Genomic DNA, 19,195 nt, shown 5'->3' on the forward strand with positions numbered 1-19,195 from the left:
GGGTCAGTGGCGCCCCGCCACCCGGTCGGCGATCCGGGCCAGCCGGGACGACTCCGGGCTGCGGGTGGTCCCTTCACGGCGGTCGGCCGTGCGGTAGGTCGCGTACATGCCGTGGACGCCGATCCAGCGGAAGGGCTCCGGTTCCCACTTGCGGACCTTGTGGCCGACCCAGGGCAGGCCTGTCAGCTCGGTCGCGCCCGCCTGGCCGGAGTCCTGCCGCACGAGGTCGCGCAGGGTGCGGGCGGCGAGGTTGGCGGTGGCGACGCCGGAGCCGACGTAACCGCCGGCCCAGCCGAGGCCCGTCGCCCGGTCCAGGGTGACCGTGGCGCACCAGTCGCGCGGGACGCCGAGGACGCCCGACCAGGCGTGGGCCACCTGGACGCCGGTCAGCGACGGGAAGAAACGCACGAGGATCTCGTACAGGGCGTCGACGGTCGCCGGCTGGGTGCGGCCGTCGTTGTCGGTGCGCGAGCCGAAGCGGTACGGGACGCCGCGGCCGCCGAGCGCGATCCGGTCGTCGGCGGTGCGCTGGGCGTACATGTACGCGTGGGCCATGTCGCCGAGCGTCTCGCGGCCCTCCCAGCCGATCTCCGCCCACTGGCCGGCGGTCAGCGGCTCCGTCGCGATCATCGAGGAGTTCATCGGCAGCCAGGTCCGCTTCTGGCCCTTGAGGCTCGCGGTGAACCCCTCGGTGCAGCGCAGGACGTAGGGGGCGCGGACGGTGCCGTACGGGGTCACCGCGTGCTGCGGGCGGATCTCGGTCACCGGCGTCTGCTCGTGGATGGTGACGCCGAGCGCCTCCACGGCGGCGGCGAGACCCTTGACCAGCTTCACCGGGTGCAGCCGGGCCCCGTGCGGGGTCCAGGCCGAGCCGACCGCGTCCGCGACCCGGATCCGCTCGGCGGTCTCCTTCGCGCCGTACAGTTCGCGGTCCTTCTCGCCGAACGACAGCTCGTGCGCGTGGAAGGCCTTGAGGCGAGCCAACTGGGCGGGCGTGTAAGCCACTTCGAGGACGCCGCCCTGGTGGATGTCCGCCTCGACGCCCTCTTCGGCGGCCACCTTGACGACCTCGTCCACGGTGTCGTTCATCGCCTGCTGGAGCCGTACGGCCGCCTCCCGGCCGTGCAGCTTCGCGTACCGGTCGCGGCCCGCGATGCCGTTGTAGAGCCAGCCGCCGTTGCGCCCCGAGGCGCCGTAGCCGCAGAACTTCTGCTCCAGGACGGTGACGCGCAGGGAGGGGGCCGCCTTCTTCAGGTAGTACGCGGTCCACAGTCCCGTGTAGCCGCCGCCGACCACGACGACGTCGGCGGTCGCGTCGCCGGGCAACGGCTCCCGGGGTGCGGGCAGGCCGTCGTCCGCGTACCAGAAGGAGATGCCACCGTTCACGACCTTGCTCGCCGAGCTGCTCATGGCGGGACGCTAACTCCGCCGGGTGCCGGCTGTCTCCTTCGGATTCCGTGCTTTTCCGCGTCCTCTGGTCAGCGGATAACAGGCGAGTCCGATGAGAACGGAGGTGAAATGCCCGAGATCGGTGAAGGTCCGCTCCATCATGAAGGGAATCCCGTACGCCGCCAGGACGGCCGCCAGATACGCGTATCGCCAGGGCGTGGCGATCCGGTAGGTGAGCACGCCGACCACCCCCGCGAGCGCGTAGCTCACCCCGACATCGAGGGTGTCGGCCGCGGAGTGCGGTGCCACGCCGTGCTTGATCGCCCAGAGCAGCGCACCCTCGCTGACCAGCGTCGACAGGACGTGCGCGGCCGCGTTGACCGCCAGCCAGCGGGCGGTTCCCAGCCAGAGTTCGGCGGGCGCCTGGAAGACGGTGTAGAGAACGGCGTACGGCACCCAGTGCCCGCCGTCGATCCACATCGCGCTCGCGAACAGCACCCGCACCGGGTTGTTCGACAGTTCGTGGATGTTCGTCGAGCGCTGCCGCAGGAAGTCCTCTTCGAAATCCGGGGACATGTGGTGCAGGGCCACGGTGGTGACGAAGAGAATCGTCAGCCAGATGTACGTGCCCGGCGCCCCGCGCACGTACATCCACACCCTGTGGAAGAACCGCTCACCCCGCATGGCCTGATTCACCCATGCCCGCAGTGTCCCTGACGTGATCGACATTCCGGACGATCCGGCCACGTCACCGGAGCGCCCGGCACGACGGCGGACCCGCCCCGGGCGGGCGGCCGCGGGGACGCCTACTCTCGGCCCATGATCCGTACCGCTACCCCCGACGACATCCCCGTCATCCACGCCCTGGTCCGTGAACTCGCCGAGTACGAGAAGGCCCTGGAGGAGGCGCGGGCGACGCCGGAGCAGCTGCGCGAGGCGCTGTTCGGAACGAATCCGGCCGCGTACGCGCACATCGCGGAGGACGACGTGACGGGCGAGCCGGTCGGCTTCTCCCTGTGGTTCCTGAACTTCTCGACGTGGCGCGGTGTCCACGGCGTCTACCTGGAGGACCTGTACGTACGCCCGACGGCACGTGGCGGCGGCCACGGAAAGGCGCTGCTCACGGAACTCGCGCGGATCTGCGTCGAGCGCGGCTACCAGCGCCTGGAGTGGTCCGTCCTGAACTGGAACCGGCCCGCGATCGACTTCTACGAGTCGCTCGGCGCGCGCCCGCAGGACGAGTGGACGGTGTACCGGCTGACGGACGACGCGCTGGAAACCCTCGGAAAGCGCGGCTGAGAGGCAAGCGGCAGCGCCATCGCGCTACTGGGACGCGTGAACGAGCACGCCGCTACCGAGCCGAATTGTCGACGATCTCGGCGATCTCCACGAACTCGACGACTGGCGCGACGCCGTAGAGACCGGTCACTCGCTCGCGCAGCTCATCGGAGAAGAACTGTTCCGCCTGCTCTTTCGAGTCCCAGACGTAGAAGTTGACCGCCTGCTGATGCTTCTCGTCGAAGGTGAAGAACTTGAACCGCACGCCTGGCATGCCTTCGAACATGGCGCGGCCGTCCTCGGCCACCTTGGTTATCCGTGAGCGATCGAAGTCGCCGGTGTAGGAGAAGGTGACGGTGGCGCCGATCATGAGGCACTCCCCGTGTCGATAGGTAAGGTCACCCTGCCTTGCCTAAAAACGCTACGCCCCTGCGCCCCGAACGGCCAGCTCGATCGGGTCTGCCGAGCCAACACCCCCGGTCACCCCGCAGCAGACCGAGACCCCCGACAGCCGCCCGACCCGCGCCCGGCGCCGCCGTCGCGTCCGCTGAACGCAAAAGCCCAGCTCGGACGACGTCCGAGCTGGGCTTGAAGCAGAGCCCCCTGTCGGATTCGAACCGACGACCTACGCATTACAAGTGCGTTGCTCTGGCCATCTGAGCTAAGGAGGCATGCCGCGCGCGTGGGGCGTGCGTGCCCGTGCAGTGTACCCAGGTCGCCGCGGGGGGCCGTCGGGAGTTTCCGCGAACTTCACCGGTCCCGGGGTGCTGACAGAACACATGAACGCCAGGTAGCGTCCTGACCCGGTTCACTCATGTGGACTACACCACTATGGGCGTTTCCGTAGTGGTTCACCACCTTTACAACGGATCGTCCGGCACGTTCCTGCCGGTGAAGGGGGCCCCTCACCATGGCCACTGTCTCGTTCAACAAGGCGACCCGCATCTACCCGGGTGGCGACAAGCCCGCCGTCGACCAGCTCGAGCTCGACGTCGCGGACGGCGAGTTCCTCGTCCTCGTCGGCCCCTCCGGCTGCGGAAAGTCCACCTCCCTGCGCATGCTCGCGGGTCTCGAGGACGTCAACGGCGGCTCGATCCACATCGGCGACCGCGACGTCACGCACCTGCCGCCCAAGGACCGGGACATCGCGATGGTGTTCCAGAACTACGCGCTGTACCCGCACATGACCGTCGCCGACAACATGGGCTTCGCGCTCAAGATCGCCGGCGTCAACAAGGCCGAGATCCGCCAGAAGGTCGAGGACGCGGCGAAGATCCTCGACCTCACCGAGTACCTCGGCCGCAAGCCGAAGGCCCTCTCCGGCGGTCAGCGCCAGCGCGTCGCCATGGGCCGCGCCATCGTGCGCGAGCCCCAGGTCTTCCTCATGGACGAGCCGCTGTCGAACCTCGACGCCAAGCTCCGCGTCTCCACGCGTACGCAGATCGCCTCGCTCCAGCGCCGTCTCGGCATCACCACGGTCTACGTCACCCACGACCAGGTCGAGGCCATGACCATGGGCGACCGCGTGGCCGTGCTCAAGGACGGTCTGCTCCAGCAGGTCGACTCGCCGCGCAACATGTACGACCGCCCGGCCAACCTCTTCGTCGCCGGCTTCATCGGCTCCCCGGCCATGAACCTGGTCGAGGTCCCGATCACCGACGGCGGCGTGAAGTTCGGCAACAGCGTCGTCCCGGTCAACCGCGAGGCCCTCAAGGCCGCCGCCGACAAGGGCGACCGCACGGTCACCGTCGGCGTCCGCCCCGAGCACTTCGATGTCGTCGAGCACAACGGCGAGGCCGCCAAGTCGCTCTCCAAGGACACCGAGGACGCCCCGGCCGGTCTCGCCGTCTCCGTGAACGTCGTCGAGGAGCTCGGCGCCGACGGCTACGTCTACGGCTCCGCCAAGGTCGACGACAAGCTCACGGACCTCGTCGTCCGCGTCAGCGGCCGCTCGGTCCCGGACAAGGGCGCCACGCTGCACGTCGTGCCGCGTCCGGGCGAGATCCACGTGTTCTCCACCTCGACGGGCGAGCGCCTGTCCGACTGACGTCCGCGTCATCCGGGCGAAAGCACTCACCCCTGTAAGGGTTGAATTCACCCACGTTGACGAAGAGGGCCCCGCGGCCGGCCGCGGGGCCCTCTTCGTTGTCGACAAATACCCCGACAGACCGGGCATTTCGACCCCCGCGCGGCGGCCGCACGGCAGCCGCGCGTCAACCCGCTACCCAGAAAAGCCAATTTCTCCGTCCCCCGAACCGGTGACTAAATGTCGCCAAATCATCACCCCGCGCTACCCTCACTCGCGTGAAGCACTCCACCACTAACCAGCGGCCCCGGCGTGGCCGTGGCCCCGCCCGCCAGATCGGCCGCACCCTCGCCCTCGTTCTGCCTGTCGTCCTGGTGCTCTCCGGGACTCTCGCGGTCACCCAAGTCAACTGGTCGGGGAACCCCGCGAGCTCGGTGCTCACCGCGTCCTCCGAGGAGGTCTCGACGCGAGCCGTCTCCCGCGCCCCGCAGGACGTCCTGCGCGACAGGCTTCTCCTGGAACTCCAGGAGAAGAACCCGGGCGTGGCCCTCACCCACCTCCAGGAGGCGGTGAACGGCCGGCCGTCGCTCGCGAAGCACTGCGTCACCATCGCCCGCGCCCTCGGCCACGCCGCGGTCCGCGCGTACGGGCCGACGCGTGCCCAGTCCTACGCCCGGCCCGTGTGCGACACGGCGTTCGCCTCGGGGGTCGCGGCCCGCTCCTGAGGTCACCGCACCCGGCCCGGTTCCCCTCGGAGACCACAGTTCCCCGTTCCCTCCGAGGGGTACGGCCCTTCACGGCCGACCGCGGTAACAGCCGGTTAAGGAACGGTTGCCGCGGGGAACCGCGTGCGGGGCGCCACGTACAGTTCGAACATGACCGATCCGAACGCCGCGTCGCGCCCCGTTCAAGCCGTCGTCCTGGCCGGCGGCCAGGGTTCCCGGCTGCGTCCCTACACCGACGACCGGCCCAAGCCGATGGTCGAGATCCCCGGCACCGGGACACCGATCATCGGCCACCAGCTCACCTGGCTCGCCGAGGAAGGCGTGACCGACGTCGTCGTCTCCTGCGGTCACCTCGCCGACGTCCTCCAGAAGTGGCTGGACTCGGCCGACCTCCCGCTCAACGTCACGACGGTCGTCGAGACGGAGCCCCTCGGCCGCGGCGGCGGCCTCAAGTACGCCGCCGCGCATCTGCCGCACCCCGACCTGCCCTGGTACGCGACGAACGGTGACATCTGGACCCGTTTCTCGCTGCGCGACATGGCGGACTTCCACGCCGAGCGCGACGCCGTCGCCACGCTCGCGCTGGCCCGTCCGCGCATCCCGTGGGGCGCCGTCAAGACGGACGGCTTCGGTCACATCACGGACTTCATCGAGGCCCCGCCCTCCACCTTCGAGATCAACGCGGGCGTCTACGTCTTCTCGCCCGAGTTCACCGACATGCTCCCCGAGCGCGGCGACCACGAGCGCACCACGTTCCCGCGCCTGGCCCGTGAACGCCGGCTGTCCGGCTTCCCGATCCCGCAGGGCGCCTACTGGCGCGCCATCGACACCGCCAAGGACCTCACGGAGGCGGCGAAGGAACTCGCGGCCCTGGGCCGCTAGAGACGCCCGCACGGCCCTACGCGAGCCACGGGCGGCCCACCCCCAGGCCATACGAGGGGCACGGGGACAGACAGCCGAGGTCCTCCGAGGGGCACGGCCGGACAGCCGAGGCTCTGCGAGAGCGGGACCGCGGGCGCGCGACGACACGACGGCAGGGCCCCGCACATCCGTGTGCGGGGCCCTGCCGTCGTCGCGCCCGGCCTGGCGGGCCGGCGCGCCTCGGTGAGACGTCAGCCCAGCAGGCCGCCCACCAGGCCCGGCTGACCGGTGGACGAGCTGCCGCCGGTGGAGGTGCCGCTCCCGGTGCCCGTGCCTCCGGCACTGCCGGTGCCGCCACTTCCGCCACTGCCGCCGGTCGACGAGCCGCCGCTGCTGGAGGGGCCCGCGCTGGTGCTCGGGGCCTCGCCGACCGGCGAGGACTGCTGGGGCGGGGCCTGACCGCTGCCCTGGGTCTGGCTGGGCTGCTGCTGCGCGCTGCCGGAGGGGCTGGTCTCCTGGGTCGCACCCGGCGTGCCCGCCGTGTGCGACGGGGTCGCGGAGCTGCTCCGGGTGGGCGCCTTCGAGGCCGAGGGGGTGGCTTTCCGGTGCCGTTCGCCGGGCGTCTCGGGGAGCGGGGAACCGGGCAGTTCGTTGCGCGGGGCCTCGCCGGGACCGGGGACCACGATCCGGCTGGAGTCGCGGACGGCGCCGCCGAGGAGCGAACCGATGAGCAGCGTCAGTCCGACCGCGACGGCCGTGAGCAGCGCGCCGCGCCGCAGCACGCGGGCACGCAGGTCCCAGATGTCGGCGCGCGGCCCGAGCGTGCGCCAGGCCTCGCTGGAGAGCCGTCCGTCGGCGGAGTAGACCGGGGCACCCGCGATGATCAGCGGGGACCAGGCGGCGAGGTAGATGATGTCGGGCGTGTCGTACACGGGCACCGTCTTCCAGCTGACGGTGACGATGAGCGCCGCCGACAGCGTCGCGCCGACGACGGCCGCCACCCGCTGCCACAGCCCGAGGACGGTCAGAACGCCGACGATGACCTGGAAGAAGGCGATGACGAGTCCGGAGCCGACGGGGTGGTGGAGCGCGAACTGCCGCAGCGGCTCGGCGACTTCCCACGGGTGCAGCGTGTTGAGCCACTTCGTCATGGAGCCGCGCTTGCCGCCGTCGAAGTAGACGGGGTCGCAGAGCTTGCCCATGCCGGCGTAGACGGAGATGAATCCGAGGAAGACGCGCAGCGGGAGCAGCACGACGCCCAGGTTCATCCGGCGCCCGGGGTGATAGGCGTGCCGGACCGAGTCGGAGCCGCGCCGCCTGCCGGGGGCATCGCCCGCGGCCGTGTCGTAGCCGTCGTCCTCGTAGCCGTCTTCGTCCCCGAAGTCGGCGTCCGTGTAGGCGTGTTCGCCGTAGGGCGGACCGCCGTACCGCGGTTCGTCGTAGGCGCTGCCCGCATTGCGCATCCGGGGCAGCAGTCGCTGCTCTTCGCCGAAGGGGGCGCGCTGGCCGCCGACGAGGGGCGTCTCGACCGTGTCGACGGTCAGGTCGCCCGCGTAGCCCGGCTGTTCACCGACGCGCGGGATGACCCGGGTCGAACCGGCGTCACCCGTCGGCCCGGTGGAGCCGTGGGTCATGCCCGCGGTCCGTACGGCCTGGAGCAGGCGGTGGGCGCCGGTGTCGTCCGGCGCGGACTTCCCGCTCCAGACGACGGGCGCACGGCGGCGGGACCCGCCGGCCGGACCGGCCCCGCCCGGTCGGCCCGGCGCACCGGCGCCGGGAGAGCCCGAGTGCCGCGCGATGCGCGGGGACTGGCCCCGTGACGCACCCGCCAACTGGACGCGGAAGCTCGCATGGTTGACGATGACCTGCGCCGGATCGCTCGGCACCTTCACCATGCTCAGCGCGGGAACGTCGTCGAATCCCGACGAGCGGTCCCCCGTGGGTGTGCGGGGTGTTCTGGTGTCCACACTCATCTAACCGAGTGACGTGTGGTTAGGACACTGCTTTGACCACGCCGACTGTCCGGACCGCGTCAAGATCGTTCCGAACACCCCGGTCACACCACGAGGATGACCGCCCGTACGCCGGGTCAGGCGCGGCGGCGCGCGGCCTCGTACAGCACAACTCCCGCCGCCACACCGGCGTTCAGCGACTCGGCGCCACCGGGCATCGGGATCCGCACCCGGAAGTCGCAGGTCTCGCCGACGAGTCGGGACAGGCCCTTGCCCTCGCTGCCGACGACGATGACGACGGGGCCGCCCAGCGCCTCCAGCTCACCGACCTCGACCTCGCCGTCCGCGGCCAGGCCGACCACCACGAGGCCGGCCTTCTTGTACGACTCCAGGGCCCGCGTCAGGTTGGCGGCGCGCGCGACGGGCGTACGGGCGGCGGCACCGGCCGACGTCTTCCAGGCACCGGCGGTCATGCCGGCCGCACGCCGCTCGGGCACGACGACGCCGTGGCCGCCGAAGGCGGAGGCGGAACGGACGACCGCTCCGAGGTTGCGCGGGTCGGTCACACCGTCGAGGGCGACGATCAGCGGGTCCTGGCCCTCGTCGTACGCGGCGGCGGCGAGGTCCTCGGGGTGCGCGTACTCGTACGGCGGGACCTGGAGGACGAGGCCCTGGTGGTTGAGCCCGTTGGTCATGCGGTCCAGCTCGGGACGCGGGGCCTCCATCAGGTGGATGCCGCCGCGTTCGGCGACGAGCTGGAGCGCCTCGCGGACCCGCTCGTCGTTGTCGATGAACTGCTGCACGTACAGCGTCATCGCGGGGACGCCCTCGCGCAGCGCCTCAACGACGGAGTTGCGGCCGACGACCATCTCGGACGTGCCCTTGCCGCCGCGGCCCTTGGGGTGGGCGGGGCGGCGGACGATCTGCTTCGCCTTGGCGTTGGCGACGCGGTTCTTCTTGTGACCCTTGCGCGCCTCGGCGGGCGGGGTCGGACCCTTGCCTTCCAGGCCCCGGCGTCGCTGGCCGCCACTGCCGACCTGCGCGCCCTTCTTGCCGGACATGCGGCGGTTGTTAGCAGCCATGACCTACCTGTCTGTTTGAGACGTGCGTGCGTACGTATATGAAGTGTGCCGCCCGGAGGTCCGGGCGGCACAATCGATCAAGGCCGACCGGGGTCGGCCGGGGGCGCCGGAGCGGGCCGTCAGCGCGGTCCGAGCGTCCAGCGCGGCCCCTGCGGGCCGTCCTCGACGACCAGGCCGGACTGGTTGAGCTGGTCGCGGATGGCGTCCGCGGCGGCCCAGTCCTTGCGGGCGCGGGCGGCCTCGCGCTGGTCGAGGACCAGGTGGACGAGGGTGTCGACGACACCGTGCAGATCGTCGCCGCGGTCGCCCTCCTCGGCCCACTGCGGGTCGAGCGGGTCGAGTCCGAGGACGCCGAGCATGGCCCGTACCTCGGCGAGGCGGGCGACGGCGGCTTCCTTGTCGTCGGCGGCCAGGGCGGAGTTCCCCTGGCGGACCGTCGTGTGCACGATGGCGAGCGCCTGCGGGACACCCAGGTCGTCGTCCATCGCCTCGGCGAACGCGGGCGGCACCTCGGCGGACGGCTCGACGACGCCCCCCGCCTTCTCGACCACCCGCTGCACGAAGCCCTCGATGCGCGCGAACGCCGACTCGGCGTCGCGCAGGGCTTCCTCGCTGTACTCGATCATGGAGCGGTAGTGCGGGGTGCCGAGGTAGTAGCGCAGCACGATGGGACGCCACGCCTTGGTCATCGTGGACACGAGGACCGAGTTCCCGAGGGACTTCGACATCTTGTCGCCCTTGAGGGTGACCCAGGCGTTGTGCACCCAGTACTTCGCGAACTCGTCCCCGAAAGCCTTGGCCTGGGCGATCTCGTTCTCGTGGTGCGGGAAGATCAGGTCGATCCCGCCGCCGTGGATGTCGAAGGCGATGCCCAGGTACTTGTGGGCCATGGCCGAGCACTCCAGGTGCCAGCCCGGACGGCCGCGGCCCCAGGGCGTCTCCCAGCTGGGCTCGCCCGGCTTCACGGCCTTCCACATGGCGAAGTCACGCGGGTCGCGCTTGCCCGTCTCCCCCTCGCCGGACGGCTGGAGCAGGTTGTCGAGCTCCTGGTTGGAGAGCTGGAGATAGCCCTCGAACGACCGCACGTCGAAGTAGACGTTCCCGTCGGCCGCGTACGCGTGACCGCGCTCGATGAGCCCGCGCATCATCTCGATCATCTCGGGGATGTGGCCGGTGGCACGGGGTTCGTACGTGGGCGGGAGGCAGCCGAGCGCGTCGTAACCGTCGTTGAAGGCACGCTCGTTGTCGTAACCGATGGACCACCAGGGGCGGCCCTGCTCGGCCGACTTCTTGATGATCTTGTCGTCGATGTCCGTGACGTTCCTGATGAACGTCACGTCATAGCCGCGGTACGCGAACCAGCGGCGCATGATGTCGAAGTTGAGGCCCGAGCGGATGTGCCCGATGTGCGGTGCGGCCTGCACGGTCGCGCCACAGAGGTAGATCGAGACACAACCCGGCACTAGCGGGGTGAAGTCACGGATCTGCCGGGCGCTGGTGTCGTACAGGCGAATAGTCACCACTCCAGGGTAGTGGGCCCCGGGCAGTGCCCCGCGCCCCTTTCCGCGGCAAGGCCACGTATTCGTGACATACGGAGGGACCTCGCCGCCCGCCGGGCGTCCCGGGACGGACCTTTCGGGCGAACGGCGGGCGGACCAGGGAGCGTCGGGGCAGTTCCTGCCCCGGTCCCGGACCACCCGGACGGCGGTATCACCCGCCACGGAAGGCTCTGCCCGGCGCACCCGGACAGCCGCTGCTCCCGCTCCGCCCGCACCGCGGTGTCAACCGCCCCGGGCGCGGCGGTCCCGCCGCGCCGGGAAGGCCGGTGCCCCCGCTCCGCCCGGACGGCCGCTGCTCTCAGTCCGCCCGCACGACCAGTGCCGTGGCGACCGCCATCAGACCCTCGTCGCGGCCCGGGAACCCGAGCCCGTCCGTCGTGGCACCCGACACCGACACCGGCGCCCCCACCGCGTCCGACAGGATCTTCTGGGCCTCGTCCCGCCGCTTGCCGATCTTCGGACGGGGTCCGACGACCTGGACCGCGACATTGCCGACGACGAAGCCGGCCTCGCGGACGATCCGCGCCGTCTCCGTCAGCAGTACGACCCCGGGCGCCCCGGACCACTCCGGGCGTCCGGTGCCGAAGTGGGCCCCGAGGTCACCGAGGCCCGCGGCCGAGAAGAGCGCGTTGCACGCGGCGTGCGCGACGACGTCCGCGTCGGAGTGCCCGGCGAGTCCGGGCCCCTCCCCCTCCCACTTCAGGCCGGCGCACCACAGCTCCCGGCCTTCCTCGAAGGCGTGGATGTCGGTGCCGATCCCGACCAGCGGGAGCACCAGGCCCTGGACGGGGAGCCGGCCATGCCCCGGTCCGGCCGTCGGCTCCGGTGTCTCAGAACCCATCGTTGAGCCTCCGCCGTGCGAGAACCGCCTCCGCCAGCACCAGATCCAGCGGACGCGTCACCTTGAACGCCTCCTCGTGCCCCGGCACGACAACGACCCGCACGCCCAACTGCTCGGCCATGCTCGCGTCGTCGGTCACGTCGTCGGTGACGGTCTCGTGGGCCCGCAGCAGCGTCTCGCGGTCGAAGCCCTGGGGCGTCTGCACGGCACGCAGCCGCGCGCGTTCGGGCGTGGCCACGACCGGCTCGGGCTCCCCGGCGACGGCCGCGGGCTCGACCTCCTTGACCGTGTCGGCGAGCGGCAGCGCCGGTACGACGGCGGGAGCGCCGTCCCGTACGGCCTCGATGACGGCGTCCACGGTGTCCACGGGGACGAGCGGCCGGGCCGCGTCGTGCACCAGGACGATGTCGATGCCGGGCGGCAGCGCGTCGAGGCCGTACTTCACGGACTCCTGGCGGCTGTCACCGCCCGGGACGACGACGAAGTCGGTGCGCTCGGGCAGCGCGTGCGCGTCGAGCAGCGTCTTGACCTCGGCCGTGCCGTCCGGCGGAGCCACGACGACGACCAGGGAGACGGCGCGCGATGCGGCCATCGCGCGGACGGCGTGGATGAGCATGGGCGTGCCGTTCAGCGCGCGGAGCGCCTTCGGGGCACCCGGACCGAGGCGCACACCTCGTCCGGCGGCCGGGATCACGGCGGCGGTGCGGGCCTCCGGCGGCGAAGGGAGCGAAACGTCAGACATCGGTTCCTGTCAGGTTTGTGTGCTCGACCGGGATGGGTATGGCCTGGGGGTACCCCCTGCTCGGAGAGCCGGGGGAGCACCGGGCGCGACGCCCTGACCGGACCCTTCCGTGACATCCGGTCAAGTCGACCGCCCGGGTCGGTATCCCAAGTATCGGTTACGCCGGTATACCGCGGGAAAGCCGATGCCGGGTGAACGTCCGGTTGACCGAATGGGTGCGGGTACGAACATGCCGCAGCGCCCGGCGACAGCAATTTGGCAATTGCGTCATCGGGCACCGCGGCATTTCATTGCGCTTGTGCGCGGGCTTGGGCGTACGTCAAGACGGCTCGCGTCTCGGCGACTGAGCCGGCGTCAGGACGCGAGAACCTCGTCGAGCAGGGCCTCGGCCTTGTCCTCGTTGGTGTTCTCCGCGAGGGCGAGCTCGCTCACCAGAATCTGGCGGGCCTTGGCGAGCATGCGCTTCTCACCTGCGGAGAGTCCGCGCTCGCGCTCACGACGCCACAGGTCACGCACGACTTCCGCGACCTTGATGACATCGCCGGAGGCGAGCTTCTCCAGATTTGCCTTGTAGCGACGCGACCAGTTCGTGGGCTCCTCGGCGTACGGCGCGCGCAGCACCTCGAAGACCCGGTCCAGCCCGTCCTGACCGACCACATCACGTACGCCGACGAACTCCGCATTGTCCGCTGGCACACGTACCGTCAGGTCACCCTGGGCGACCTTCAGCACCAAGTAGGTCTTGTCCACGCCTTTGATCTGGCGAGTTTCGATGGCCTCGATCAGCGCGGCCCCGTGATGGGGATAGACCACGGTGTCGCCAACCTTGAACGTCATGTGACAGGTACCCCTTCCGTGGCTATCCAGAGTAACACGGAAACGGCGTCTTCTGAATGGCGTTTTCGCAGGTCAGGGCATATCTCGGGGCTTGACAACCGCAACAGGAACGTGCTGCGAGGGGCGAGCGGAAGAGGGTATTCGCAGGTGGGAGCGGCTGTCCATGCGGAGCGAAACGCGTACGTTACACACACCCGGAGCCCGTCACCAGGGTCCGAACATCCCGTTTTGTCCTGCTCCAAGAGCGCGAGTTCCGCTACTCCGTTCGACGGGCGGAGCCGAGTACGAGCCGAATCCGGAATTGATCAAGACGTTCGATGATCACGTACTCAACGGCCCTCGATGACACCGTGATCCTTTTTCGGAGAGCCGGGCATTCATTCCATGAAATGCGCAGGCCTAAGACTGCGGAAGTTATGTGAATGGCGGACGGGACGCGGGTCAAAGTAGCGGACACGCCGATGGGGCGGATCGTGTCCGGCGGGGCGCACACACGGCGCAATGGAGCCCGCGGGCGCATGACCGCCACCCGGGACGCGTGCGCATGCCCGCCGCCCTGCACCGGACGGCCCCGAGCGCACCCCCTCCTCCCTCCCTCTCCCCTCCCTCTTCCCTCTCCGGCGAGCAAAGTCGGCGGCTTGGGGAGGGTCGGGTGCGGTCGGGCGGGAACGGATCGGTAACCTAAGGCCGCTGACAGACCCTTAGGGCGGCTTTACACAGAGGTCGCCCTGCTTCGCCCACGTTCAAGGAGTTGCGCCGCCGTGAGCAGCAGCCTTCGACGCGGCACTCTCGCCGCCGCCGTCATCGCGTTCTCGATCGCCTCGCTCGCCGCGTGTGGCGCCGGCAGCGACGCCCAGACGCTGGAGGTCAAGCCGGACAACGCGGCCACCTCCGTGGGCGTCATCAAGGTCCAGAACGCGCTCGTCATCACCCAGCCCGATGTGAAGGCCACCGGTCCGGCGGTGATCTCCGCGACGCTGTTCAACAACGGCACCACCGAGCAGACCCTGGACTCGATCAGCGTCGAGGGTGAGGGCTCCGCCCAGATCACGCCCGCCGAGGGCCAGGGCAAGCTGACCGTCCCGGCCGGCGGCTCGGTCGTCATCGGCGGCAAGGGCAACGCCTCCGCGGCGCTGTCCAGCCCCTCCGAGACCGTCCTGAACGGCAGCGTCCAGAAGGTCACCTTCTCCTTCAGCGAGACCGGTGCCGTGAGCCTGAGCGCCTTCGTCGTCCCGGCCGAGAGCTACTTCTCCAAGTGGGGCCCGAGCGACATCCCCTCGGCGCCGGCGACCTCCTCGGCCCCGGCCACCTCGCCGTCCGAGTCGGCCACGGGCTCCCCGTCCGCGTCCGAGTCCGCGTCGGGCGAGCCCGGCACGACCGAGTCGTCGAGCACGACGGCCACGGCGTCGGCGTCCGCCGGCCAGTGACGCCGAAGGCGCGCTAGACAGAGGCCGGCACACGGTCCGTCACGCGTCCGGCACCCGTCACGCGGCCGTACGCGCGCACAGCAGTCCGGTACGCCGAAGGGCGGGACCCCCGGAGAGGGGTCCCGCCCTTCGGCGTACCGCCGTGCCGTACCGCCGTACCGCCGTGCCGTGCCGCTGGGGACGAGGCCGGTCTACGGCTCGAACTTGTAACCGAGACCGCGAACCGTCACCAGGTACCGCGGCGCGCCCGGGTCCGGCTCGATCTTCGCCCGCAGGCGCTTGACGTGGACGTCGAGGGTCTTGGTGTCACCGACGTAGTCGGCACCCCAGACCCGGTCGATGAGCTGCATGCGGGTCAGCACGCGGCCCGCGTTGCGCAGCAGCATCTCCAGGAGGTCGAACTCCTTCAGCGGGAGGTCGACCTTGCCGCCGGAGACGGTGACCACGTGACGGTCGACGTCCATCCGGACCGGACCGGCCTCCAGGGCGGCGGGAGCCACCTCCTCCGGCTCCCCGCGGCGGCGCAGGACGGCCCGGATGCGGGCGACCAGCTCACGCGAGGAGAAGGGCTTGGTGACATAGTCGTCGGCTCCTATTTCGAGTCCGACCACCTTGTCGATCTCGCTGTCCTTGGCGGTGACCATGATCACCGGGACGTTGGAGCGGCCGCGCAGCTGACGGCAGACCTCGGTGCCGGGCAGGCCCGGCAGCATCAGGTCGAGGAGGACGAGGTCGGCGCCGTTGCGCTCGAACTCGTCGAGTCCGTCGGGCCCGGTGGTCGCGATGGCGACCTCGAAGCCCTCCTTGCGGAGCATGTACGACAGGGCGTCGGAGAAGGACTCCTCGTCCTCGACGACGAGCACACGGGTCACGGAAGGACCTCCGGGGCAGGAAGCGGTTCGTACGGGGATGTGACGGTGGTCGTCCCGTCGGGCTGCCCGGTCTCGTCCTCTTCGTCGAGTCCGGGCATGTGGTGATCGGTGACGCGGTCGCGGGCCGCGGTCGCCTCCGGCAGCCGCAGGGTGAACGTGGAGCCCTGACCCTCGGAGCTCCACACCGTGACCTCCCCGCCGTGCGAGGCGGCCACGTGCTTGACGATCGCCAGCCCGAGGCCCGTACCGCCGGTGGCACGGGAGCGGGCCGGATCGACACGGTAGAAGCGCTCGAAGATGCGCTCCTTGTCCTTGTCCGAGATGCCGATGCCCTGGTCGGTCACGGCGATCTCGATGTGTTCCCCACCAGGTGCCGTCACCCGGCGGGCGGCTATCCCGACGCGGGTGCGGGCGGGCGAGTAGTTGACGGCGTTCTCGACGAGGTTGCCGAGGGCCGCGGCGAGCTGGCCCCGGTTCCCCCACAGGCTCAGGTCGGCGGTGCCGCCGGCGGCCATGGTGATCTGCTTCGTGCCGGCCTGGTGGCGGCAGCGGTCGATCGCCTCGGCGACCAGCTCGTCGACCCGGACCGGCTCGGCGTCCTCCAGTGGGTCGTCGTTCTGCACCCTCGACAGGTCGATGAGCTCCTGGACGAGGTTGGTGAGCCGGGTGGCCTCTATCTGCATGCGTCCGGCGAACCGCTCGACGGCCTCCGGGTCGTCCGAGGCGTCCATGACGGCCTCGGAGAGCAGGGAGAGCGCTCCGACGGGAGTCTTCAGTTCATGGCTCACGTTCGCGACGAAGTCCCGCCGCACCGCTTCGATGCGGCGTGCCTCCGTCAGGTCCTCGACGAGAAGGAGGACCAGGCGCGATCCGAGGGGAGCCACCCGCGCGGAGACCGCGAGGGCCTCACCCCTCCCCGTGCCCCTTCTGGGCAGGTCCAGCTCCACCTGACGTATCTCCCCGTCACGACGGGTGTCACGCGCCATGTTGATCATCGGTTCGACGGCGAGTTTTCCGCCGCGCACCAGTCCGAGGGCATAAGCCGCCGAGCTGGCTTTGACCACGGCGTCCGCTTCGTCGAGTACGACTGCCGAGGACCTGAGAACCGACAGCACGGTGTCGACACCGGGCGGAAGGACCGCGTCCGTGTGCAGAGAAGTGCGGGTCGGGCGTTTCTGGTCGCGCTCGCTCCAACGGAACGCCAGCATGGCGATGACACCGGTCAGTACTCCGGCGATCGCTGCCGCTGCGGCGACCGCCGCGTTCACGTCCATGCACCCAGGTTAGGCATGCCGTCGCTCCCGGCCACAGCCATCCGGGTGCGAGCTCGAACACTCGTCGCCCAGAGTTCACCCAGGAGCCAGTGTTGATTCACTTGAGGTGCCGGAAACGGACGCGTACGGGTCCGAACGTGGGAGCGTGGGGTTCTCGGGTCCCTCCGGCCGCCGGGCGGTGGCCGGAACAGCACGGTCCCGGACCCCGGACCCCCGAAGCTGACGTACGAGAGGGACGACCACATGCGTGACGCGTATCACGAGGAACTTGACTCGATCGGCGACGGCCTGGTCGAGATGGCCCGGCTCGTCGGGTCGGCGATCGGGCGCGCCACGACGGCCATACTCGATTCCGACCTGAAGCTGGCCGAGAGCGTGATCGCCGCCGACCAGAGGGTCGACGACCTCCAGCACGAGCTGGAGGCCCGCGCGATAGCCCTGCTGGCACGCCAGCAGCCGGTGGCGACGGACCTCCGTATCGTCGTCACCTCGCTGCGGATGTCCGCCGACCTGGAGCGCTCCGGCGACCTGGCCCAGCACGTGGCCAAGCTGGCCCGGCTCCGTTTCCCCGACCGCGCCATCCCGCACGACCTGCACGCCACGATCCTGGAGATGGGCCAGCTCGCCCAGCGCCTGATGGCCAAGGCGGCCGAGGTCATCATCACCAAGGACGTCGACCTGGCGATGCAGCTGGAACAGGACGACGACGAGATGGACCTCCTGCACCGCACGCTCTTCCAGCACCTGCTGGACGACAAGTGGAAGCACGGCATCGAGACCGCCGTCGACGTCACCCTCCTCGGCCGCTACTACGAGCGCTTCGCCGACCACGCCGTCTCGGTCGCCAAGCGCGTCGTCTACCTGGTCACCGGCGAACACGCCGACGAGCTGCAGTCGGACATCCAGCCGGTCACGGGGGTGGAGGGCGCGTAGCCCTTGCCGGGCGGAAACCGGGGGCGGAGCCCTTGCCGGCCGGAAACCGGAAGGGCGCCCAGCCTCACCGGGCACCGGCCCGCAAGAGGCCCAGCCTCACCGGGCACGGACACGGAGGGGCTCAGCCCTGCCGGGCATTGGCCGCGGGAGGCTCAGCCTCACCGGGCACGGACACGGTGGTGCCCAGCCTCGCCGTGCACCGGCCGCGGGGGCCAGCCTCACCGGGCGCGGACACAGTGGTGCCCAGCGTCGCCGTGCACCGGCCGCGGGGGCCTAGCCTCACCAGGCACGGACACCGTGGTGCCCAGTCCTGTCGGGCACCGAGCGTGGGACGCCCCGTCTCGCCGTGCACCGGCGGCGGGGCGCCCAGCACACCGGGCACGGACCGGGAAGTGCCCAGCCTCACCGGGCACGGACACGGTGGTACCCAGCCTCGCCGTGCACCGGCCGCGGGGGCCCAGCCTCACCGGGCGCGGACCCCGTGGTGCCCAGTCCTGTCGGGCACCGAGCGTGGGACGCGTGACCTCCCGGGAAGCGGCCGGCGACCGGCCTGCCTTGGGCGGGCGCCCCTTCCGTACTCGTGAAGCCGACGGGCCCAGCCGCTCCCCCCAGGGAATGGCCGGGCCCGGCCGCGTTCCCGGGGGCGGTCCGGGGCAGTCGTCACCGTGAGGGGCGGCGGGCATGGACGCCGGGAGTGTCGTCCCCGACGGACATGGGGCGGCGGGCAGGTCCGTCCCGGTGGGCTGGGTCGGCGGGACCGGCTTCCCCTGCGGGCCAAGACCGCGGGACGGCCCGCCCGAGTCGGCCCTCGGGCAGGGGCGGCTCGCGGGCGGGGCTGCGTGACCTGGTTCCGGCCCGCCCCGCGCGGAATTCGCACCCCGGGCGCGTAGGACGCCTCAGTGCGCCGTTGATGCGCCCGCCCGACTGGGCATGTGATGGGCGACAGGAGCCGTGCGGCGCGGTGTGCGCCGACGCCTCCGTGCCTGAAGGAGGGACCCATGGCCGAATCCCCCAGCACGCCCGACCCGACCCAGGACCGCGACACCCAACAGCCCGCCGAGATCAAGAACCTCCCTTTGTTCGGCGCCTGCGGCTGCGGCTCAGGCTGCGGCTGCGGCTGCCAGTCGGGCAATCCCTGCCAGTGCGGCTGATCACCTACGTACGTCCGGAAGGGCCCCGTCGCCGCGACGGGGCCCTTCTCCCTTCCTCGGCCACGTGACCCGGCCCGCGCCCCTCCGGCTCGGCCCGTCGCACGAAGACGTACACGCGAGGATCGGATGCGTCCGGGTCCGACCGAAATCTGCACGATTATGGTGCTGTTGTCTGATTGACCGTGGTCTGACCGACGAACTCTGCTACCTCTGGGACAGGGGAGGCGGGCTCTGGCCCGCGGCGGC

At 70.8% G+C, this 19,195-nt stretch carries 18 protein-coding genes and 1 tRNA gene; 7 read left to right on the plus strand and 12 right to left on the minus strand.

Annotation, left to right across the window (positions count from 1 at the left end; genetic code table 11):
- Positions 1 to 3: 3 nt before the first annotated feature.
- Positions 4 to 1,410, minus strand: coding sequence for an NAD(P)/FAD-dependent oxidoreductase (locus OG485_RS20575; RefSeq protein WP_328669787.1), 1,407 nt, complete (start codon positions 1,408 to 1,410; stop codon positions 4 to 6).
- Positions 1,411 to 1,419: 9 nt separating this feature from the next.
- On the minus strand, positions 1,420 to 2,073 hold the full coding sequence (locus tag OG485_RS20580) for a rhomboid-like protein (protein WP_328674574.1): 654 nt from the start codon (positions 2,071 to 2,073) through the stop codon (positions 1,420 to 1,422).
- A 135-nt stretch (positions 2,074 to 2,208) separates the two neighbouring features.
- Between OG485_RS20580 and OG485_RS20585 the strand changes: the two genes are divergently transcribed.
- On the plus strand, positions 2,209 to 2,688 hold the full coding sequence (locus tag OG485_RS20585) for a GNAT family N-acetyltransferase (protein ID WP_328669788.1): 480 nt from the start codon (positions 2,209 to 2,211) through the stop codon (positions 2,686 to 2,688).
- A 52-nt stretch (positions 2,689 to 2,740) separates the two neighbouring features.
- Here the strand turns inward: OG485_RS20585 and OG485_RS20590 are convergent, their stop codons facing one another.
- Together OG485_RS20590 and OG485_RS20595 are read right to left on the minus strand one after the other, a co-directional pair.
- Positions 2,741 to 3,037: a hypothetical protein gene (locus OG485_RS20590; RefSeq protein ID WP_328669789.1), complete on the minus strand. Its 297-nt coding sequence runs from the start codon at positions 3,035 to 3,037 to the stop codon at positions 2,741 to 2,743.
- Positions 3,038 to 3,264: 227 nt separating this feature from the next.
- Positions 3,265 to 3,338 (minus strand) — tRNA-Thr (locus tag OG485_RS20595).
- Between the two features lie 239 nt (positions 3,339 to 3,577).
- On the opposite strand from OG485_RS20595, the gene OG485_RS20600 reads away from it, so the two are divergent.
- The 3 genes from OG485_RS20600 to OG485_RS20610 all read left to right on the plus strand — a co-directional run bounded on the left by OG485_RS20600 (position 3,578) and on the right by OG485_RS20610 (position 6,300).
- Positions 3,578 to 4,714, plus strand: a complete 1,137-nt coding sequence (locus OG485_RS20600) for an ABC transporter ATP-binding protein (protein WP_328669790.1) — start codon at positions 3,578 to 3,580, stop codon at positions 4,712 to 4,714.
- A 257-nt stretch (positions 4,715 to 4,971) separates the two neighbouring features.
- Positions 4,972 to 5,418, plus strand: coding sequence for a hypothetical protein (locus OG485_RS20605; protein WP_328669791.1), 447 nt, complete (start codon positions 4,972 to 4,974; stop codon positions 5,416 to 5,418).
- 150 nt (positions 5,419 to 5,568) lie between these two features.
- A complete protein-coding gene (locus tag OG485_RS20610; protein ID WP_261702030.1) occupies positions 5,569 to 6,300 on the plus strand; it encodes a nucleotidyltransferase family protein in 732 nt (243 codons plus the stop codon).
- A 230-nt stretch (positions 6,301 to 6,530) separates the two neighbouring features.
- Here the strand turns inward: OG485_RS20610 and OG485_RS20615 are convergent, their stop codons facing one another.
- The 6 genes from OG485_RS20615 to OG485_RS20640 all read right to left on the minus strand — a co-directional run bounded on the left by OG485_RS20615 (position 6,531) and on the right by OG485_RS20640 (position 13,292).
- A complete protein-coding gene (locus OG485_RS20615; protein WP_328669792.1) occupies positions 6,531 to 8,252 on the minus strand; it encodes a DoxX family protein in 1,722 nt (573 codons plus the stop codon).
- 116 nt (positions 8,253 to 8,368) lie between these two features.
- Positions 8,369 to 9,313 (minus strand): 23S rRNA (guanosine(2251)-2'-O)-methyltransferase RlmB, encoded by a 945-nt coding sequence (gene rlmB / locus OG485_RS20620; protein WP_266760052.1) that lies wholly within the window; start codon positions 9,311 to 9,313, stop codon positions 8,369 to 8,371.
- Positions 9,314 to 9,432: 119 nt separating this feature from the next.
- Complete coding sequence (gene cysS, locus OG485_RS20625; RefSeq protein WP_328669793.1) at positions 9,433 to 10,833, minus strand: cysteine--tRNA ligase; 1,401 nt, start codon at positions 10,831 to 10,833, stop codon at positions 9,433 to 9,435.
- 337 nt (positions 10,834 to 11,170) lie between these two features.
- Positions 11,171 to 11,713, minus strand: a complete 543-nt coding sequence (gene ispF / locus OG485_RS20630; protein WP_328669794.1) for a 2-C-methyl-D-erythritol 2,4-cyclodiphosphate synthase — start codon at positions 11,711 to 11,713, stop codon at positions 11,171 to 11,173.
- Positions 11,703 to 12,455, minus strand: a complete 753-nt coding sequence (gene ispD / locus OG485_RS20635) for a 2-C-methyl-D-erythritol 4-phosphate cytidylyltransferase (protein WP_328669795.1) — start codon at positions 12,453 to 12,455, stop codon at positions 11,703 to 11,705. Before ispD ends, ispF begins: the two co-directional genes overlap by 11 nt.
- Before the next feature lie 354 nt (positions 12,456 to 12,809).
- Positions 12,810 to 13,292 (minus strand): CarD family transcriptional regulator, encoded by a 483-nt coding sequence (locus OG485_RS20640; protein ID WP_003953493.1) that lies wholly within the window; start codon positions 13,290 to 13,292, stop codon positions 12,810 to 12,812.
- Between the two features lie 761 nt (positions 13,293 to 14,053).
- Here OG485_RS20640 and OG485_RS20645 point away from each other — a divergent pair.
- Positions 14,054 to 14,719 (plus strand): DUF461 domain-containing protein, encoded by a 666-nt coding sequence (locus OG485_RS20645; RefSeq protein ID WP_328669796.1) that lies wholly within the window; start codon positions 14,054 to 14,056, stop codon positions 14,717 to 14,719.
- A 191-nt stretch (positions 14,720 to 14,910) separates the two neighbouring features.
- On the opposite strand, the gene OG485_RS20650 is transcribed toward OG485_RS20645, so the two are convergent.
- Together OG485_RS20650 and OG485_RS20655 are read right to left on the minus strand one after the other, a co-directional pair.
- Positions 14,911 to 15,591 (minus strand): response regulator transcription factor, encoded by a 681-nt coding sequence (locus OG485_RS20650; protein WP_037622332.1) that lies wholly within the window; start codon positions 15,589 to 15,591, stop codon positions 14,911 to 14,913.
- Positions 15,588 to 16,865, minus strand: a complete 1,278-nt coding sequence (locus OG485_RS20655) for a sensor histidine kinase (RefSeq protein WP_328669797.1) — start codon at positions 16,863 to 16,865, stop codon at positions 15,588 to 15,590. Before OG485_RS20655 ends, OG485_RS20650 begins: the two co-directional genes overlap by 4 nt.
- A 243-nt stretch (positions 16,866 to 17,108) precedes the next feature.
- Here OG485_RS20655 and phoU point away from each other — a divergent pair, with 243 nt between their 5' ends.
- Both phoU and OG485_RS20665 read left to right on the plus strand, forming a co-directional pair.
- On the plus strand, positions 17,109 to 17,798 hold the full coding sequence (gene phoU / locus OG485_RS20660) for a phosphate signaling complex protein PhoU (RefSeq protein WP_328669798.1): 690 nt from the start codon (positions 17,109 to 17,111) through the stop codon (positions 17,796 to 17,798).
- 998 nt (positions 17,799 to 18,796) lie between these two features.
- Entirely contained in the window at positions 18,797 to 18,949 is a 153-nt protein-coding gene (locus OG485_RS20665; protein WP_328451008.1) for a hypothetical protein, read from the plus strand.
- Positions 18,950 to 19,195: the final 246 nt, after the last annotated feature.

It is taken from the genome of Streptomyces sp. NBC_00328 (assembly GCF_036139655.1).
GTDB lineage: Bacteria > Actinomycetota > Actinomycetes > Streptomycetales > Streptomycetaceae > Streptomyces.

Excerpts from the sequence above, each read along its gene's own strand:
- rlmB (WP_266760052.1), bottom strand. The coding sequence starts at position 9,313 with ATGGCTGCTAACAACCGCCGCATGTCCGGCAAGAAGGGCGCGCAGGTC.
- OG485_RS20580 (WP_328674574.1), bottom strand. The coding sequence starts at position 2,073 with ATGCGGGGTGAGCGGTTCTTCCACAGGGTGTGGATGTACGTGCGCGGG.
- phoU (WP_328669798.1), top strand. The coding sequence starts at position 17,109 with ATGCGTGACGCGTATCACGAGGAACTTGACTCGATCGGCGACGGCCTG.
- OG485_RS20600 (WP_328669790.1), top strand. The coding sequence starts at position 3,578 with ATGGCCACTGTCTCGTTCAACAAGGCGACCCGCATCTACCCGGGTGGC.
- ispF (WP_328669794.1), bottom strand. The coding sequence starts at position 11,713 with ATGGGTTCTGAGACACCGGAGCCGACGGCCGGACCGGGGCATGGCCGG.
- OG485_RS20615 (WP_328669792.1), bottom strand. The coding sequence starts at position 8,252 with ATGAGTGTGGACACCAGAACACCCCGCACACCCACGGGGGACCGCTCG.
- OG485_RS20655 (WP_328669797.1), bottom strand. The coding sequence starts at position 16,865 with ATGGACGTGAACGCGGCGGTCGCCGCAGCGGCAGCGATCGCCGGAGTA.
- OG485_RS20585 (WP_328669788.1), top strand. The coding sequence starts at position 2,209 with ATGATCCGTACCGCTACCCCCGACGACATCCCCGTCATCCACGCCCTG.
- OG485_RS20665 (WP_328451008.1), top strand. The coding sequence starts at position 18,797 with ATGGCCGAATCCCCCAGCACGCCCGACCCGACCCAGGACCGCGACACC.
- OG485_RS20640 (WP_003953493.1), bottom strand. The coding sequence starts at position 13,292 with ATGACGTTCAAGGTTGGCGACACCGTGGTCTATCCCCATCACGGGGCC.
- OG485_RS20610 (WP_261702030.1), top strand. The coding sequence starts at position 5,569 with ATGACCGATCCGAACGCCGCGTCGCGCCCCGTTCAAGCCGTCGTCCTG.
- OG485_RS20590 (WP_328669789.1), bottom strand. The coding sequence starts at position 3,037 with ATGATCGGCGCCACCGTCACCTTCTCCTACACCGGCGACTTCGATCGC.
- ispD (WP_328669795.1), bottom strand. The coding sequence starts at position 12,455 with ATGTCTGACGTTTCGCTCCCTTCGCCGCCGGAGGCCCGCACCGCCGCC.
- OG485_RS20575 (WP_328669787.1), bottom strand. The coding sequence starts at position 1,410 with ATGAGCAGCTCGGCGAGCAAGGTCGTGAACGGTGGCATCTCCTTCTGG.